The organism is Pseudoalteromonas sp. MMG010 (genome assembly GCF_018100905.1).
Taxonomy (GTDB): domain Bacteria; phylum Pseudomonadota; class Gammaproteobacteria; order Enterobacterales; family Alteromonadaceae; genus Pseudoalteromonas.
The window spans coordinates 1-18412 of record NZ_JAGJEG010000007.1 but is presented as its reverse complement, the minus strand read 5'-3'; the positions used below and the strand labels follow the sequence as shown (position 1 = coordinate 18412).

At 35.8% G+C, this 18412-nt stretch carries 10 protein-coding genes; 6 read left to right on the top strand and 4 right to left on the bottom strand.

What is annotated here, in order from left to right:
- Positions 1 to 33 precede the first annotated feature (33 nt).
- Positions 34 to 3078 carry an FAD-binding and (Fe-S)-binding domain-containing protein gene (locus J8L70_RS08840; protein ID WP_211055196.1) on the bottom strand — a complete coding sequence of 1015 codons (3045 nt, stop codon included), beginning with the start codon at positions 3076 to 3078 and terminating at the stop codon, positions 34 to 36.
- A gap of 147 nt (positions 3079 to 3225) precedes the next feature.
- On the opposite strand from J8L70_RS08840, the gene J8L70_RS08835 reads away from it, so the two are divergent.
- Complete coding sequence (locus tag J8L70_RS08835) at positions 3226 to 3435, top strand: PGPGW domain-containing protein (protein ID WP_211055194.1); 210 nt, start codon at positions 3226 to 3228, stop codon at positions 3433 to 3435.
- 192 nt (positions 3436 to 3627) lie between these two features.
- Here J8L70_RS08835 and ppsA read toward each other — a convergent pair whose 3' ends face one another.
- Positions 3628 to 6000: a phosphoenolpyruvate synthase gene (ppsA, locus tag J8L70_RS08830; protein ID WP_211055193.1), complete on the bottom strand. Its 2373-nt coding sequence runs from the start codon at positions 5998 to 6000 to the stop codon at positions 3628 to 3630.
- Between the two features lie 142 nt (positions 6001 to 6142).
- Here ppsA and J8L70_RS08825 point away from each other — a divergent pair, with 142 nt between their 5' ends.
- Positions 6143 to 6955, top strand: coding sequence for a pyruvate, water dikinase regulatory protein (locus J8L70_RS08825; RefSeq protein ID WP_211055191.1), 813 nt, complete (start codon positions 6143 to 6145; stop codon positions 6953 to 6955).
- A 67-nt stretch (positions 6956 to 7022) separates the two neighbouring features.
- On the opposite strand, the gene J8L70_RS08820 is transcribed toward J8L70_RS08825, so the two are convergent.
- Entirely contained in the window at positions 7023 to 8372 is a 1350-nt protein-coding gene (locus tag J8L70_RS08820) for a 3-deoxy-7-phosphoheptulonate synthase class II (RefSeq protein WP_211055189.1), read from the bottom strand.
- Between the two features lie 1273 nt (positions 8373 to 9645).
- On the opposite strand from J8L70_RS08820, the gene J8L70_RS08815 reads away from it, so the two are divergent.
- Positions 9646 to 10515, top strand: a complete 870-nt coding sequence (locus tag J8L70_RS08815) for a DNA replication terminus site-binding protein (RefSeq protein WP_211055187.1) — start codon at positions 9646 to 9648, stop codon at positions 10513 to 10515.
- Positions 10516 to 10582: 67 nt separating this feature from the next.
- Here the strand turns inward: J8L70_RS08815 and J8L70_RS08810 are convergent, their stop codons facing one another.
- Positions 10583 to 11797: a replication protein A gene (locus J8L70_RS08810; RefSeq protein WP_211055185.1), complete on the bottom strand. Its 1215-nt coding sequence runs from the start codon at positions 11795 to 11797 to the stop codon at positions 10583 to 10585.
- A gap of 782 nt (positions 11798 to 12579) precedes the next feature.
- On the opposite strand from J8L70_RS08810, the gene J8L70_RS08805 reads away from it, so the two are divergent.
- The 3 genes from J8L70_RS08805 to J8L70_RS08795 all read left to right on the top strand — a co-directional run bounded on the left by J8L70_RS08805 (position 12580) and on the right by J8L70_RS08795 (position 18320).
- Positions 12580 to 13809 (top strand): AAA family ATPase, encoded by a 1230-nt coding sequence (locus tag J8L70_RS08805; RefSeq protein WP_211055184.1) that lies wholly within the window; start codon positions 12580 to 12582, stop codon positions 13807 to 13809.
- Between the two features lie 22 nt (positions 13810 to 13831).
- Complete coding sequence (locus tag J8L70_RS08800) at positions 13832 to 14794, top strand: transcriptional regulator (protein ID WP_211055182.1); 963 nt, start codon at positions 13832 to 13834, stop codon at positions 14792 to 14794.
- A gap of 379 nt (positions 14795 to 15173) precedes the next feature.
- Entirely contained in the window at positions 15174 to 18320 is a 3147-nt protein-coding gene (locus tag J8L70_RS08795) for a DEAD/DEAH box helicase (protein ID WP_211055180.1), read from the top strand.
- Positions 18321 to 18412 lie beyond the last annotated feature (92 nt).

The following is an 18412-nucleotide window of genomic DNA, read 5'->3' as shown; positions in this document are numbered from 1 at the left end:
AGGTTAGGTTTTTATATTTGTAAATTAATAAGGTTAAAGTAATTCGGCGAGTAACTCTATTGGGTGTTTTGGTTTAAATTTTTCGAATCGCTTAACCTGACTCCGACAAGAAAAACCGGTTGATAACAACTGCTCCGCTTTATTTTTATCAACAATAGGTTTCCAACTCATGTCGTATAACGCTTTTGAATTTTGTTGGTTTTGTAATTCGTGGCCATAGGTACCTGCCATACCGCAACATCCAGTATGAGTTGTGTTTAACACTAAACCTACATCGTTAAAAATAGTTTTCCATATAGCGGCCGCTTTTGGTAACGCAGTTGTTTCGCTGCAATGACTTAATAATGTAAATTCAGCTTGGTTAGTATTGTCGACTTCTAAATTTTTAAATGTTTGATTTTGCAACCATTCATGTGCAAGTAAGACATTAAAGTCGCCACGTTCGTGTTGCAAAATACTGTTATATTCATCACGGTAACACAAAACTAACGATGCATCTAAACCAACTAATGGGGCATTTATATCGTTTAATTGATTTAAAAAGTCAGCGGCATTTTTAGCGGTCACTTTAAACTCATGCAAAAAACCTTTTACATGTTGTGGTTTACCATTGGGCTTAAATGGAAGCAGTATTGGTTTTTTACCTAAATGTTTTATCAATTTGATAAAGCTGGTCACTAACTCAGCTTCATAAAAGCTAGTAAATGGGTCTTGCACAATGAGTACGTAATTACTTTGTTGCTCAGCAGTCATCTTTTTAAGTGCTGCTAAATTAAACTTTTCATCTTTAGTTATGCGTTTTGTTAACGTGGGACTACTTAATTGAGGTGTATTTACATAGCCCACGGTTTTTTCAATAGCTTTACTGACAAATGTTGTGTTTACAACGGGATTAATTACCCTTGCCAATTTTGCCATCAGTGGCGCACTGCTTTCTATATTGGCAACTAAGTAATCTTTTAATGGACGCGCATAATAACTATGGTAATAATTTAAAAAACGGGCACGAAATGTAGGAACATCTACTTTTATTGGGCATGCGGTTGTACATGCTTTACATGCCAAACACTCATCCATTGCTTCTTTTACTTCGTGCGAAAAATCATACAAGCCTTTATTTTTTTCACGGCTGTGAACATAGCGTTCCCACCATGTAATCACTTCGCCCTTATTTAATTGTTTTTCAACTTCGAGCAAATCAATGTGTTTATTTTGCTGTAATCGCAACCATTCACGCATTAAAGTTGCTCGCCCTTTTGGTGAATGTCGGCGGTCGCCGGTCACTTTATACGATGGACACATCGGTGAATTTTCATCGTAGTTAAAGCAAATGCCATTACCGTTACAGGTCATAGCATTATTAAAACTAGATTTTACATCGATAGGAATTTGTTTATCAAACCAAGAACGTTTTTGCCCGTCAACACTAACAAGTAAGTCCTTACTGTCGATAGGAGTACATATTTTACCGGGGTTAATGCGGTTGTTAGGATCAAATGCTGATTTTATTTTTCTAAGTTGAGTAAATAAATGTTCGCCAAAAAAATCAGGGCCATATTCGCTACGGTATCCTTTTCCATGCTCGCCCCACATCAAACCGCCATACTTTGCTGTCAGGTTTACGACTTGATCAGAAATTGTACGTAGTAGCTTTTCTTGTTCCGGATCGCACATATCCAACGCTGGCCTAACATGTAATACACCGGCATCAACATGACCAAACATACCATATTGTAAATTATGACTATCGAGTAAGGCTCTAAATTCTACAATATAATCGGCTAAATTTTCTGGTGGCACTGCGGTATCTTCAGCAAATGCTAATGGCTTTTGGCTCCCTTTTACATTGCCTAATAGTCCTACTGATTTTTTTCGCATTGCGTAAATTTTTAATATATCAGCTTTATTATTAGTTAGTTGGTACCCTATTACACCATTGGTTTTATTTTCGACGCATTGATCAAGTAATGAGCATAAGCTATTAACTTTGTCTTTTATGTCTTCGGCTGCCACGGCATTAAATTCGACCATGTTGAGCCCTTGCATATCTTTATTTGATACATCGGTTATTAAGTCCGATACTGAATGCCAAATAATATCTTCGCGTGCGAGGTTTAATACTTTACTGTCGACGGTTTCAACCGATGTTGCTTTTGCTGATACTAAAAAAGGAGAATGGCGCAATGCTGAGTCGAAACTATCGTATTTAATATTAATTAATGTTTTAAATTCGGCAATAGGCGTTAAATTTAATTTAGCTTCACTTACAATACCTAAAGACCCTTCGGCACCGGTAATTAACCGACTCATATCAAATGTTTGTAAGTCTTCACTTAGTACATGCTCTAAGTCGTACCCGGTTAAAAAGCGGTTTAAGCGTGGGAATTTTGCTAAAATTGCATCGCGCTCACCAAGGCTAATATTTAATACCGTACTATAAAGTTGGCCTATTAATGTGTCTTGCTGGGCTATAATTTGTGCTTTTTCAATATCCATTGCACTGCTACACATTTGTGTACCATCCACTAAATACGTAGTGAGCCCTAATACATGATCGCTGGTTTTGCCATAAACTAACGAGCCTTGTCCAGATGCATCGGTACTTATCATACCGCCAATGGTTGCTCTATTACTGGTAGAAAGATCGGGCGAAAAGAAGAAACCATAAGGACGTAAAAAATCATTTAATTGATCTTTTATAACTCCTGTTTGAACGCGGACCCAACCTTCTTCTACATTTATTTCGAGAATTTCACGCATGTAGCGCGATAAATCAACAATAATTCCGGGGGTGAGTGACTGTCCGTTAGTACCGGTTCCGCCCCCACGTGGACTAAATGTTAATGATAAAAATGGGTCGCGAGATGCTGTTTGCAAAGCCGTTTGGATGTCTTTTTCAGATTTGGGAAAAATAACACCTTGCGGTAATTGCTGATAAATACTGTTATCGGTTGAAGCGGTTAACCGCGTTGCATAACTTGCATCGGTATCACCGCTAAATCCTTGTTTTTTTATGGTATCTAAATAGTGTGCAACCAAGTCAGTTGCGGCATCTTGCTGAGAAATAGTTGCTATCATAACGACGTTAATTTATGGCATTTAAATAATTATATCATGGCATTGAACAATAGAAATTGAAGAATTTACAGTTTGTAACACTCTTTTTCGTGATTTAGTGTCTAATCCAAATATACTCATAATGAAATAACACAACGAAGGTGAGTTATGAAAAAATTAGTATTATTATTGCTAGGCGCTATTTTTATATTGCTTGGGTTATTTTTTGCTGTGGTACCGGGGCCATCACTTATTTTTTTAATTGTTGGTTTAATGTGCTTTTCATTTTATTACCCTAAAGCACGTTATTATTTAGCGTTATGCCAAAAAGCGTTAACCAAATCGTGTGCGTTTTTAGATAAAAAATTAGCGAAGTAATTAAAAGCCAGACTGACGCTGGCTTTTTAGTATTAATACCATGCGTATGCACAATATTTTATTTATATACAATGGCTTAATTAATGTGTTGTACTTAAATAATGAAGCCATTGCAATTGAGTTTATTAATATAAATAAGTCGTTAACAGCCGAGTATGTTTAATTTAAATATAAACATACTCGGATAACTTATTACTTTAGGCTTTTAGCTAAATATAACCAGGTCTCTAATACGGTATCGGGATTTAACGATACCGAATCAATCCCTTGCTCTACTAACCATGCGGCAAAGTCTTCGTGATCAGAAGGCCCTTGGCCACATATTCCTACATATTTCCCTCGCGCTTTTGCGGTTTTTATTGCCATTGAAAGTAACTTTTTAATGGCGGGATCACGCTCATCAAACAAATGGGCAATAAGCCCTGAATCACGGTCTAACCCTAATGTTAATTGTGTTAAGTCGTTTGAACCAATTGAAAAACCATCGAACATATCTAAAAACTCATCGGCTAATAGCGCATTAGATGGCAGTTCACACATCATAATTACTTTTAAGCCATTTTCGCCACGCTTTAATCCATGCTCTTCTAAGAGTTCAATAACTCGTTTTCCCTCTTCAAGGGTGCGAACGAACGGGATCATAATATCAATGTTAGTCATCCCCATGGTATTTCTAACACGCTTTATGGCTTCACATTCTAAAGCAAAACAATCACGAAAATCTTCAGAAATATAACGGGCAGCACCACGAAAACCAATCATCGGGTTTTCTTCATCTGGTTCGTATTGTTGCCCACCAACGAGGTTGGCATACTCATTAGATTTAAAATCAGACATACGTACTATCACGCGCTCGGGTGAAAATGCACACCCTAGCGTTGAAATACCTTCTACTAATTTCGTAATGTAAAACTCTACAGGCGATGAATAACCGACGATCATTTGAGTTATTTCATCTTTAAGTTCATCGCTTTGTTTATCAAAATTGATAAGGGCTTTAGGGTGCACCCCAATCATGCGATTAATAATAAACTCAACCCGCGCTAAACCAACACCCGAATGAGGAAGCTTTGCAAAATCGAAAGCACGATCTGGGTTACCCACGTTCATCATTACTTTTATGGGTAAATCAGGCATTTCGTTAACACGTGAAGTAAGTACTTCGTAATCTAGCAGGCCTTCGTATATGTAACCTGTGTCGCCTTGTGCACAAGATACTGTTACGCTTTGCCCTTGATTAATTAATGCCGTTGCATTACCACAACCTACCACTGCAGGGATACCTAGTTCGCGAGCAATAATTGCGGCATGACAAGTACGTCCGCCTCTGTTTGTTACAATCGCTGCGGCACGTTTCATTATGGGTTCCCAGTCAGGGTCGGTCATATCTGTGACCAAAATATCACCTGGCTGAACTTGATCCATTTGTGAAATAGAGTCAAGTACACGCACAACGCCACTGCCTATTTTATGGCCAATAGCGCGTCCTTCAATAATTGTTTTACTGCTACTATTTAATTGAAAGCGCTCCATTACATTTGCATCTTCGTTAGAGCGTACTGTTTCGGGACGTGCTTGAACTATATATAACTTACCGTCGTTTGCATCTTTTGCCCACTCAATATCCATGGCTCTACCGTAGTGTTTCTCGATAATAATGGCCTGTTGAGCAAGTGATTCTACTTCGGTATCGGTAATAGAAAATGTATTAGATAAAGTGGAGTCTACATCTACAATTTCTACTTGTTTGGCATGTTCTTCGCTGTTTGAGTAAATCATCTTAATGGCTTTTGAACCAATATTACGTTTTACAACAGCTGGTTTCCCTTTTAATAAGGTGGGTTTATGAACGTAAAATTCATCTGGGTTAACGGCACCTTGTACGACCATTTCGCCTAATCCGAAGCTAGATGTAATAAATACAACATCTTCAAATCCAGATTCAGTATCGATGCTAAACATAACCCCCGATGCTGATTTATCAGAACGAACCATTTTTTGTATACCTGCACTGAGCGCAACACCACGATGATCATAACCTTGGTGGACGCGATAGGATATAGCGCGGTCGTTAAACAAAGAGGCAAAAACGTGTTTTATTGCCACCATAATGGCGTCTATTCCACGTACATTTAAAAATGTTTCTTGTTGACCTGCAAATGATGCATCGGGCATATCTTCTGCTGTCGCAGATGAACGTACGGCAAATGAAACATCGGCGTGTGTGTCGCCATGTAGTTGCGCGTATGCATCACGAATTGCTTGGTCTAACTTAGGTTGGAAAGGAGTATCGATAATCCATTGGCGGATATCGGCACCTACCTTTGTGAGAGTATTTACATCATCAACATTAAGTGTGTCTAATATGTTGTGAATTTTGGTATTTAATCCTGATTGCTCTAAAAATTCATTAAAAGCATCAGCCGTAGTGGCAAAGCCACCAGGGACTTGAACACCTGCGTTTGCTAGGTTAGAAATCATTTCTCCAAGTGAAGCGTTTTTACCGCCAACTCGAGGAACATCTTGCATGCCTAACTCTTGGTACCAGAGAACGTATTCTTGCACAGATCTTTCTCCATAAACAAATTGTTGTGAGTGTGTATTAATCAACCCTTTTATTAAGGTCGCTATCATTCTACACTGACCTAAATGTTTACGTAAACTGATACACGCTGATTTTAAGTATAAAAATATAAATAGGAATTTTATGAGAACCGCATTTTACATCTCAGACGGCACCGCGATTACTTCGGAGGTATTTGGCCACGCAACGTTGTCACTTTTTCCCATAGAGTTTAACCACAAAACTATTCCGTTTGTTGAAACAATTGAAAAAGCACATGAAATAAAACAACTTATAAATAACACGGCAATAAAAGAAGGTGAAAAGCCATTTGTTTTTTTTACTTTTGTGAATCATGAGCTCGCTGATGTGATCAACTCATCTGATGCTCTGTGTTATGACTTTTTGACCAGTTATAGTGAAAAAATTAAAACCGAATTAAACTTAGAACCCGTCCCTAAAATGCATAGAACTCATTCAATTCATGAAAAAAGTTATGACTTTAGAATTGATGCCGTAAATTATGCCTTAATGAATGACGATGGGGGCAATATTAAAAACTTTAGTGAAGCCGATATTATTTTAATTGGTGTTAGCCGAAGTGGTAAAACGCCAAGTAGTTTATATTTGGCATTACAATATGGAATTAAAGCCGCTAACTACCCCATTACTGAAGAAGATTTAGATAGTGAAGGCTTACCTACTTGCTTGTTACCTTATAAAAATAAGTTGTTTGGATTAACGATAGATCCACAAAGACTGGCTGATATACGACAACGACGTATGGCTAATTCTAAATATGCCTCTATTCGTCAATGCAGAATTGAAGTAAAAGAAGTCGAAATGCTTTATAAAAAACACAATATTAAATATTTTAATTCAACCCATCATTCTGTTGAAGAAATATCGGCAAAGATTATTGTTGATGGCAATTTACAACGTCGTAAATACGTTTAACTATGCTTGTATTTTTAAATATAAAAAAACCGCAATTAAGCGGTTTTTAAACGAAGACGTTGACAATTTATTTGCGAGCGTCTTTTAGTAAATCAGCGACTAAAAAGCCTAGTTCTAGCACTTGGTCGGCATTTAAACGTGGATCACATTGGGTTTTATAACGTTGCCCTAAATCTTCTTCTGATAAGTCGTAAGCACCACCAGTACATTCGGTAACGTGTTGACCCGTCATTTCTAAATGTACACCACCGGCATATGAACCTTCGGCTTTGTGCACTGCAAAGAATTGACTAATTTCACGCATAATATTATCAAAGCTACGGGTTTTATAGCCTGAGCTGGCTGTACCTGTATTACCGTGCATTGGATCTGAGCTCCAGATTACTTTACGGCCTTCTTGTTGTACTTTACGTACTAATGCAGGTAGTTTTTCTGGCAATACATCTGCACCCATGCGGGTAATTAATGTTAAACGACCTGGTATGTTATCTGGGTTAACCGCATCAATTAAGCGAATTAGATCATCTGGGTCCATACCTGGACCGACTTTTACACCAATCGGGTTTTTAATCCCTTTAAAGAACTCAATATGTGCATGGTCTAATTGACGAGTACGTTCACCAATCCAAACAAAGTGAGCAGAACAGTCGTACCAATCGCCAGATAAATGATCACGACGAGTTAATGCTTGCTCATAACCAAGAAGAAGTGCTTCATGGGATGTGTATAAATCAGTTTCTTTAAGGCTTGGTGCCATACTTGAATTAATGCCACATACTTGCATAAATTCCAGAGCATCTTGAATTTTATCTGCAAGTTGTTGGTATTTTTCTTTTAATGGGTTAGCTGCCACAAAGCCCATATTCCAACGGTTAACCTGATGAAGATCAGCCAAGCCACCTTGTGCAAATGCACGTAGTAAGTTAAGTGTTGAAGCACTGTGATGATACGCTGTCATTAAGCGTTGTGGATCTGGAATACGTGCTTTTTCAGTAAATTCAAAACTATTTACAATATCACCGCGATAAGAAGGGAGTGAAACCCCATCTTTAGTTTCTAAATCTGCTGAACGAGGTTTTGCATATTGACCTGCCATTCGAGCAATTTTAACAACCGGGCATTTACCGCCATACGTTAAAACCACAGCCATTTGCAAAATTGTTTTAAATGTATCGCGAATATTCATCGCGTTAAAGTCGCTAAACGACTCAGCACAATCGCCACCTTGTAATAAAAAGGCACGGCCTTCACATACATCTTCAAGTTGCTTAAATAAGCTACGTGTTTCTTCAGCAAACACCAGTGGTGGTGCACTGTTTAATTGGGCTTCTACAGAAGCTAATTCGTTTTGGTCTGGGTAATTAGGTTGCTGTAATATTGGCAACTTTCTCCAGCTATCTGGGTTCCACTGTGACATGTTCTTTCCTCATTCCTACTTTTACCTGATAAATAGGAAATTAACGTATATATGGCCTATTACACAAGGACTATATTCACTAATTATTATTTAATTTTTTATAAGATAGTATTTTTGATGATTTTAGAAGGTATTGTGATTAAAAATAGAAGGTTAAACTTTTATTACTGTTTATATAATAGCTTAAATTACAGTAACTTAAATAATAGATTTGTAGTTATGAGATTTGTGTATCTATTTATATTTAGTTGCTTGTTTTATGCAGAAACAAAAAGAACACATCATACTAAATATCGGATTAATGTAATCTAAACTTTACAGTTAAAATAAATTAATTAGTCACCACAACTAGGTTTTATTTAAATTATGTGCTAGCTGCTATTTTGACTTGTTAGCTCAGAAGTAAAAGTTAACTCTATTTAGTCTTAAAAACTGTTTTAAAACGCGATAGCGTAAAGCTAAGGAGATGATACTTAGTTTGTTATATTAACAACACCGGATATAAAATGTTGTTGGTGCCTCCCCTACTTACTTGTAAATCGTTCTATACTTAAAGGAGAAACCTTAAAGCATAATAAAGTAATTTGTTAAGCCGCTTTTTATATTTTGGCTAAATCTTCTCGTACAACGCATTGCAGTACTCTTGCTATAGCTACGAGTATTCATTTTATGTTTCACCAGAGAATTTTGCAGGTAATCGACGTTTATCATACTCACAGATCGCTTAACAATGTCAGGCCATTGCTTTTCTGATTTTATATTTTAAAAGCTTTTGCAACATTTAGAGTGTTTTATTTTTTCTATTAATTATTTACTACCTACAACAACCAACCAATGTGCCGTTTTAAGATTTTAAGTAATGATTGTTGATTGTAAAAACCTACCCTCAGTCGCCTCTTAAACAACTGTAGTTAATCTATCTAGACAAATATTGCGCACCTTTATGATTTTAGTTTTAAATTATAAAGGTGCGGCATCAAGTTTTGAATAACTCCTTTTTAAGAAACTATTAGGTTGTATATAACACCGTATTGATTGTAGATGGCGACAATCATGATGAACATTTAGTGTACTAACGTAAAATAATAAATCCGTTTATTTAAAAGCCATAATAATAAAACAGCGAGTAAAGTGTTTGTTATTACATTATTAAAAGAACACATCATACTTAAGTAAATTAGTTGCACAAACTTAGCGCTGAGTAAAAATAATCTTTAAATAAACAAAAGATAAGGTTAAGCTTACGGATAAGTTAAAGTAAGATGTGTTCTTTATGGTTTCTAAAATAAGTTTACGTAGTCATTTTGATTTAATGACAGAGTTAAGTTCTTTATTAATTGAAGAATTGCGAGGTTGTGAATACAGTAAAGCTGAATTTTATCAATTACCCGATATTGATGCTAATGATGAACAAACGGTTCCCGAGTTCATTAAAGTAAATAAATTAACCGGTGCATCTGCTCATGAGTCAATTTTAAACGCTTATTTAAATATTTATACAAAAGCGGGTCAAAGTAGTAAGGTTTTAAAGCGTTATCCTGGTGTACTGGTGTTAAAAAATCCAGATACCACAGCGATTAAAAATCGCATAATGCAGGTTAATCAAGCAAAAGCAGATTTTAAAGCCTGTGTACTTTCAATCGATAATAATGATGCGCGTTTTGAAGCGGTGCATAATGCCATTCCTAATTTAATTACACTGGCTGCGTATCGTAAAATTCATTGTGAAGTTGATTCTCCTTTCTCAGTAAGGTTTACTTGGATGCATAAACACGCAACGAAAACTCTCACAAAAAAATTAGCTTTAGAGATGCTTGAAAAATCAGCAAGTTATAATAACCCCCGCATGATAGATCAACACAGTTGGTTAGCATTAGTCGAACAAGAAAAAATGCGTGTAGCTAGTTTATCTGAACATGAAAAATTAAGAATAAGGCGCCCTACTCGAGTAAGTCCGCAAGTAAATGTGAGGTATACGGCAAAACAGCGATATCACGTTAGTGCAGCATTGCCATTTATTTTAATTAATCCGCAACCCGATGTTAAAATAGGTGAGCTAAAACACTATGAAAAACCGCAAAATCATCCACGTAAACGCGAATATGATTTTTTAGTTGATAGACTTTATTTAGAGCAAGTGTAAAATTATTATGTTAAAAAGGCCATAATCTATGGCCTTTACTGTGTAGTGGATTAAGATTTTTATAGATTTAATCTTTAACAATTTCTTCTATTTTATCTTCATCTATTAATACTGCATTTTCTACAATGCGTTTCCCGCCTTGTATTTCAATACGCTTGTTTTGCTTGTTAAGCGTTAAAATCTCATCACAAAACTGATCTGAAGGGTGCATTTCGTAAGTGTAGTCGATGATTTTTCCTGTTTTATCATCTTTTACATTTGTAATGCTGTATTCAGAGATAGCTCCTTTTTCAATTAAGTCTTTCATTGTCGTAGTCATATCTCTACGCAAAGCTTTTAACTTATTTTCAGTCAGGTTATCAGTAGAATAAATAGATCCGTATTTTTCCATTATAGATAACAATCTAAAATGATACGTTTTTCCTGGCGCAGCATAACGCCAAAGATGATAAAGGCGTAGCATCATCCACCTTGATAAACCACGCTTTAATTCTTGTGCACTGTTAAAGTAATAGCCTTTATATTCTAAATTATCGATCATGTTATGAACAAAAGCATTTAAACAGGCAACACATTTTACATTACCACCCTGACCTTTTTTGCCACTAAAATGTAAAGATGATAAAAAGTTCATATTTGACTCATAAAACGAATCATCTACGTTGGTATTTTTAGTATCGGTTGCTGAATATTTAAATGAAAGCTTAGAACCTTGTAATGCTTCAAGTGATTCTTTAATTTGCGGATATGGCATAGATTGGCCAACAGCTTTAAGCTCTTGAGCCAATTCATTCATCGAAAAAACAACCGCATATTGAATACCGGACTTAAAATTAATTTTTACAATTTTACCTTTAGAAGCCAGTCGTATTAGCGCTCTTTCTACTTTTTCTTCACGATCAGATGGCCAAACTAAATACTCAACATCTTCGCCATCTTTACGACTACTGACAACGGCGGGGGTTATCTTAATTTCACCATCGTATAATATGCCATCTACTTTTTCGGATATTTTACGGGTTATAATTGTTTTTTTAGGCGCTTCTTCTAAAGGCAGTTTTTTATAGCCCGAACGAACAAAGCGTCCCCATAAATCGTAATGGTTAAAAGTATTTGAATAAGCACGTAAGCCATGCGCTGCATTTTCTATTGAAACGCGTACATCTTTATTATCTGTAAATAACGCTAAGCTTTCGTTATCAATTGCACTTTCCACCCCATGGATTTGGCCTCTAAGTGTATCGGGCAAGTTATCTACTGAGATGTTGACCTTTCGGCTCATTGTACTTATTTCCATTTTTATTGTGACAGTTAATAACAACACATAAATCAACAAAAGTTAAATGTTTAAGTTAGTATAAAATTGATCTGAAGCTAATAATAATTTTCAGATCATTATTTTACTAAGTATAATAGGATTTATTACTTTTGGATCAACATTATACTAAGTTTATCGTTATAAACCTAAATTTTACTAACTCAAAGTAAAATAATTAATGACTCTTAGCATTTTTAGGCTTATTTTTAGAGTGAACACACTGATATTCACTCGTTTTTGTAAAGGCCTGTGGATAAGCCAAGTTCCAGTTAGCATAGATCTGATCTGTACTTACTACAGATCAGATCTATACTAATTTAAATCGTTTTTATAAGCGAAGGTCATTGGATAAGTATCTAAAATAGTTAGTATTATTCTGATCTGAAACGATATTATTGTTGATAACTAAGTGGGTAAGTTGTTAATAAAGCAAAAGTTAAAATTTAAGTTAGTAATAACTCGATCTGCCACTTAATAAAGATCTGATCTTAACCAAGTATAATTACGATCCAACTATTTTAATATTATTCATAAATATCAACTGGTTATATTACAATTATTGTAGCTTAACCTTTAATACCTATATACTTAACCATACTTAATCTCTTTATTTATACTTAAGCGATATTAAAAATTAATAAATATAATTTTAATGTCTTCTTAGTAAAATACATGTCGTGCTAAATAGTTGTTTACAGCAAAATAAATGGACATTATACTTAATGCATAACTTTGAGGAATTATGTATGTCTATTAATAATAATGCGTTATCAACTTATCGGCTTTTAAAAGCAACGGCAGAGGTGGCAGAAAAGTCACTTAAAGGTCGTATACAACATTATAGAGCTCATTTAAAATCTGAAGAAAAAGAACTTAGAACATACACTCAAAAAGCAGCCGCTGATTTGTTAGGATGTAATAATCGTACTTTAAAGCGCAGACACGACAATGGTGATTTTGATTCGCTAAACATAAAGCGCGGTGCTAATGGCCATTATGCATACACATTAATGAATATTTACGCCATGGCAGACATCATGGACATTCAGGCCGATCATCGTACCGCGCAGGATAAGCTTCAAGTTATTGTTATTAATTCATTAAAGGGTGGCTGTGGTAAAACAACCAGTATGGTTAATATTGCTGCAGCACTTGCTACAACAAATATAAAACGCTATCGAATTGGCATTATAGACCTTGATCCTCAAGGATCTTCTTCAAGTTTTTTCCCTTCGAATGAACACGATCCTACAACGGTTGGCGATTTAATGCGCGACTGTATCGATTTAGATGAAGGCGAAAAATGGTCTGATGTTGTCTCTAATGCTTTTGTTACAACGCATATCCCTAATATTCGTGTTTTACCTTCTGGGATGGATGACTTTTATTTTGAACATGAAACGGCAACATTATTAAAAGACACCAGTGGCTATGATCAATCTCGTCATTATCATAAGCTACTCGAAAAAGTAATTAACCCTGTTAAAGACGAATTTGATATTATTTTAATTGATACAGCCCCTACCCTTAACTTTATGTTTTATAATGCATTAATGGCTTCTACCGCAATGTTAATACCGGTACATCCAGAGGCCGTAGATTTTGATGCTAACAATAAGTATTTAAAACGACTTGGCGAGATTTACCACACTGTTGCAGCGTTAGGTCACGATGGCTGGGACTTTATGCAGTTCTTAGTTACTAATTATGTAAAAGGAAATCACTCTCAACGCGACATTGTTAAAGATGTGCGCAGTGCATTTGGTCGCCAAGTCATGAGCTACCCTATTAATCATAGTTCTGCAATTACAGCCAGTTCCTCTTCGTTTAATACAATATTTGATCAAAAAGCATCAGACAGTTTAGCCAGTAGGGAGTCACTGATGCGTGCACAAGAAAATATTAAAGACGTTGTAGATGAACTTGAAATGCTGATCAGATCTAACTGGGTTTCTACCCAATCAACTATTAAATAACACTAAGTAAGGATGTTATAAAATGGCAACTAAACGTAAAAACGACACCCGCTTAGACCCCTTTGCTAGCGCCGTAGGCAGCAGTAGCTTAGATGCATTACTTGAACAAGCCAGTGCTGGCGATGTTATTCGTATGCCTGCACCGAGTGATCCTAAGCGCGAAATTACACTTATTTGTAAAGTCATTCCATCAAGTGATATTGAAGCGCTTACCGAGGTATATGGTAAAAATCGCCGTGTTCAAGCTTTATTAAACGAAAGCTCTGTTTCAGACATACTGCCAGCAATTGCTGAAGATGGCCGTAACCAACATCCCGCTTTGTTGTGGGACCAGGGTGATAAAAGTTTAGTATTAGCGGGCTCTCGTCGTCGTAAGGCGTGTATTTTAAGTGGGGCCGATTATTTAGTGCTCAGCTCTAGCGATTTTACCGACCAGGATGCAAAAGTACTGGCGGTTTCATCCGATCAATACATAGCGCCGAGCTTATGGGAATTAGGGCAAGCTTACCAACAAACAAAAGATGAGCTAATAGAGCAAGGTAAAAAAGGTTCATATCGCGAAATAGCAGCTATTGAAGGGGTTTCTCATACAGCCATCGCCGATGCAATTAAAGCATTTGAGCATATCCCTGCTGCCGTTATCACGCTCTACCCTACCGCTAATCATGTAGGTCGTGAGGTAGCTAAAAAACTCATTGCAGCAAAAGAGAAAAACCCACAAGTATTTGAAAAATTAACCACTACAGCAGCAAGCGATGAAGCACTGCAAAGCATGGCTAGCGATGATAAACAAGCTGCTGCGATTACTAAATACTTAACAGCAGAGCAAAATAATATAGCAAAACGAGAAGCCGTATTAGAAAACGATTTTGTATTAGTACAACGCCATTTGAAAAGTGGCGATTTATCTATAAAAATTAACAATAAAGTTATGACAGACAAGCGTTTAGAGCAATTAACTAAATTATTAAGTGCATTTAATTAGTTAGTAAAATAACGATCCGAAAAAAATTATGTTAGTAATACCATGATCTAAACGCTCGTTTACTTAGTAAAAATATGATCTATACAAGCTGATTTTTGTGGTTTTTTACCTTATTTGGCTTTATAGATCAGTTTTTTACTAACTTAATCAATTATTTTTTAAATTTATCTCAATTTACGCTTTTGTTAGTAAAAAAGTGATCTGTACTATTTGTTGAGTGTTATAGCCCCTTTAAAATTTCCCACTACTTGTTATTTGTGTCTTATTTTTTGATTGATCAGATCCAACCAGTTTATTTACCTTTTATAGGGCTTTAGCTCTGGCTAGAATAAGCATATACTGGCTAAATTATTTTTTATACTTAACCATACCGAGTAAGATGTCTGCTAACTTATCAAAAAATGATTTACTGGCTATTTTTGAAGAAATTAAAAATGAGCAGGCCGCCCAGTTTCCGCTTACCGAGCGGTTTATAAATAAACTGTTTAGACCTACCGTTCTCAATAAAGCAAAAGAGTATTATAAAAACGGAAAAATTACTTGGTTAGAGTTCAACGACGACTTTTCTGTTATTGACTCAACGGTTGTTGGCGATAAAGGCACTTCTTTTAACCAGCGTATTGAGATCAACAAAATACCAACTGGTTACTCTGTTGATGCTCATTGTACTTGTAGTGCTAAATCAAAATGCAGGCACTTAGCTGCGGTATTGTTAAAACTTAAGATTGAGCATTCAGGTGAATATGGCGAAGACTTTTTTATTAACGACTGGTTTAACGAATTATCCTCATTAAAAAATACCCCTACTGAACAGCCCAAAAATGTACTTTTATTTGTACTCGATATAGAAAATAATAAAGTATTTATAATCCCTAAAATTGCAAGCTTTAGCGATAATGGCCACTATAATCTCGGTCGGAATTTGACTGAGCAACAGCTAAATAGTTTTATAACTCCAACCGATGTACTCGAATCTGATTTTAGGCTTTTCAGTTGGATACGCTCTCAAAACGCCATTGGTAACTTAGAGTTAAAAGGAACATGGGGATTTAGCGCTTTGCAGCAATTAATAGCAACAGAGCGTTTATTTTGGCAACAAACACGAACGTCTCTAACCGCCCAAGAGGGTCAAGCTCTATTATTTAATTGGAATAACACCAGTGATACAACGCAATTAGAAGTTAATCTTGAAAACGCGACAAATTGGGCGTTACTAAAAACCACACCACCGGCGTACATTGATATTGAGCAATTTAAAGTGGGTCGTATAAGAACCCCACTTAGCGCAGATGAAATTGCACATTTAAAAGCTATTCCAGCTATTCACGATACTAATTTTGATCGTATATATAGCCAGCTTGCTAATAACTTTGGTGCTGATGTTATTCCTCACCCGACTAATTCAATTATTGAGCCTCCTAAGCACGCTAATAATGCTATTTTAAATCTAGCCACAACCGCACAAGGTCTTGAACTTAATTTAAAATTTAAATACAAAAATAAAAATTATTTAGCCGCAACAGCACCTAAAAATATAATAAATAAAGCATTCGAAAACACGGTAACAAACGAATTAATAAATCTTGGTTTTGAAAATTGTAAAGGGGGTTTACAAAGCGACTTTATATTTTCAAAACAAACACCGATGCATATACATTGGCTTATTCACGAAGTATTGCCCGTATTTAAAAAGCGAGGCTGGACTATTCATGCCAATAAAGTGTCGGCAAAAAGACCATTATTGAATGTTTTATTGCATGTTTATAGAGGTAATGGCCATCAAATACACAGTAAAATAGTGTTAGCTAATGTAAAAGGTAGTCACTTATTTAACGACTACGATGGGGCTTATCAATCATTAAATAGACAAAGTGAATGCTTTTTTTATTTTCCGATGGGCCAACAATTTGGTGTGATCCCTAAAGACGCTATTAATTTATTAAATACATATAAACAGCGTTTCGAATTTATTAAATCCAGAGATGAATTTAATATACCGCTATCATATTTATCAGAATTAATGGCACAACAAGTCATCGATATTGAATTACATGATGAAGCGCTACAGCATTATTTAAATGAATTAACCGAACTAACGCCTAATACTACACCGATACCAAATACAGCCTTAAACCCCGGTGTAGAATTAAGAGAGTATCAGCAACAAGGTGTGCAATGGCTTAGCTTTTTAAAACGCCATCAGCTTGGGGGGATTTTAGCCGATGATATGGGGCTTGGAAAAACCTTACAAGTAATCGCATATTTGGCAAGTTGTAGTGAAAAACCACAAGCTGGGCCAACATTAATTGTTTGTCCAACAAGTTTGGTAAGTAATTGGCAAAATGAAATTAAAAAATTCACATCTCAATTAAAAGTGACAACTATATTTGGTTCGCATCGCCATGACTTATTGCAAAATATTTCTCAAGCGCACTGCATAATTACAACGTATCCGTTATTAAAACGCGATATAGCTTATTACCCTGCTTTGTACTTTGAAAATATTATTCTCGACGAAGCGCAATACATTAAAAACGATACAGCTCAAGTTTCTCGTTTAGTAAAGCGCTTAAGCGCCGACTTTAAATTGTGTTTAAGTGGAACCCCGATAGAAAATAACTTATTCGAGCTTAAATCTTTACTCGACTTTGCAATGCCCTCTTTATTAGGCTCACAAGCTTATTTTAAACAACATTTTCAAACACCAATAGAAAAAGAAGCCGACAGTGAACGTGCAGAGCAATTAAAGTCGTTAATTATGCCGTTTATTTTACGCCGTACTAAAGCACAAGTGGCCCAAGAGCTGCCTGAAAAAACTGAATTGGTGAAAGAATTTGAATTTGAACCAAAGCAAAAAGAATTATATTTATCGATCACAAATGCACTGGAAGAAAAATTAGTAGGACTTTTTGCCGAACAAGGTACACAAAAAAGTAAACTTGCTTTTTTAGAGGCCTTATTAAAGTTAAGACAAATATGCTGCCACCCTAAATTAATCGATTCTACAAGCCAAGCGGGTAGTGCCAAGCTTGATTGGTTATCGCAGCATTTACCTGTAATGCTAAGTTTAGGCAGAAAAGTTATTATATTTAGCCAGTTTACCTCAGCACTTGATCTGATCTCTGAGCGCTTAAGTCACGAAGGTATTTTATTTAGCATGTTAACGGGGCAAACACGTCATCGTGATAAAGTAATAAACGAATTTACCAGTGGACAAACATCGGTATTTTTAATTAGCTTAAAAGCGGGCGGTACGGGACTTAACTTAACACAAGCCGACACTGTTATTCACTTTGATCCTTGGTGGAATCCAGCCGTAGAAAAACAAGCAACCGACCGAGCTTATAGAATTGGGCAAACTAACCCTGTATTTGTATACAAACTAATTATGAGCGACTCCATTGAGCAAAAAGTATTTACAATGCAAAAAGAAAAACAAGCGCTTGTTGATGCATTATTTACCGAAAAATCAATGACTTTCACTCAGTTTGATGAAAAGCAAATGTTGTCATTAATTAAAAGTTAGTTTTAATTAAATTAATTTGAACTTATACATACAGTGCAGGTCTATTATTATGCTTGTGATTAATTGCAGTTGCTCACAAGCTTCATGTTGAT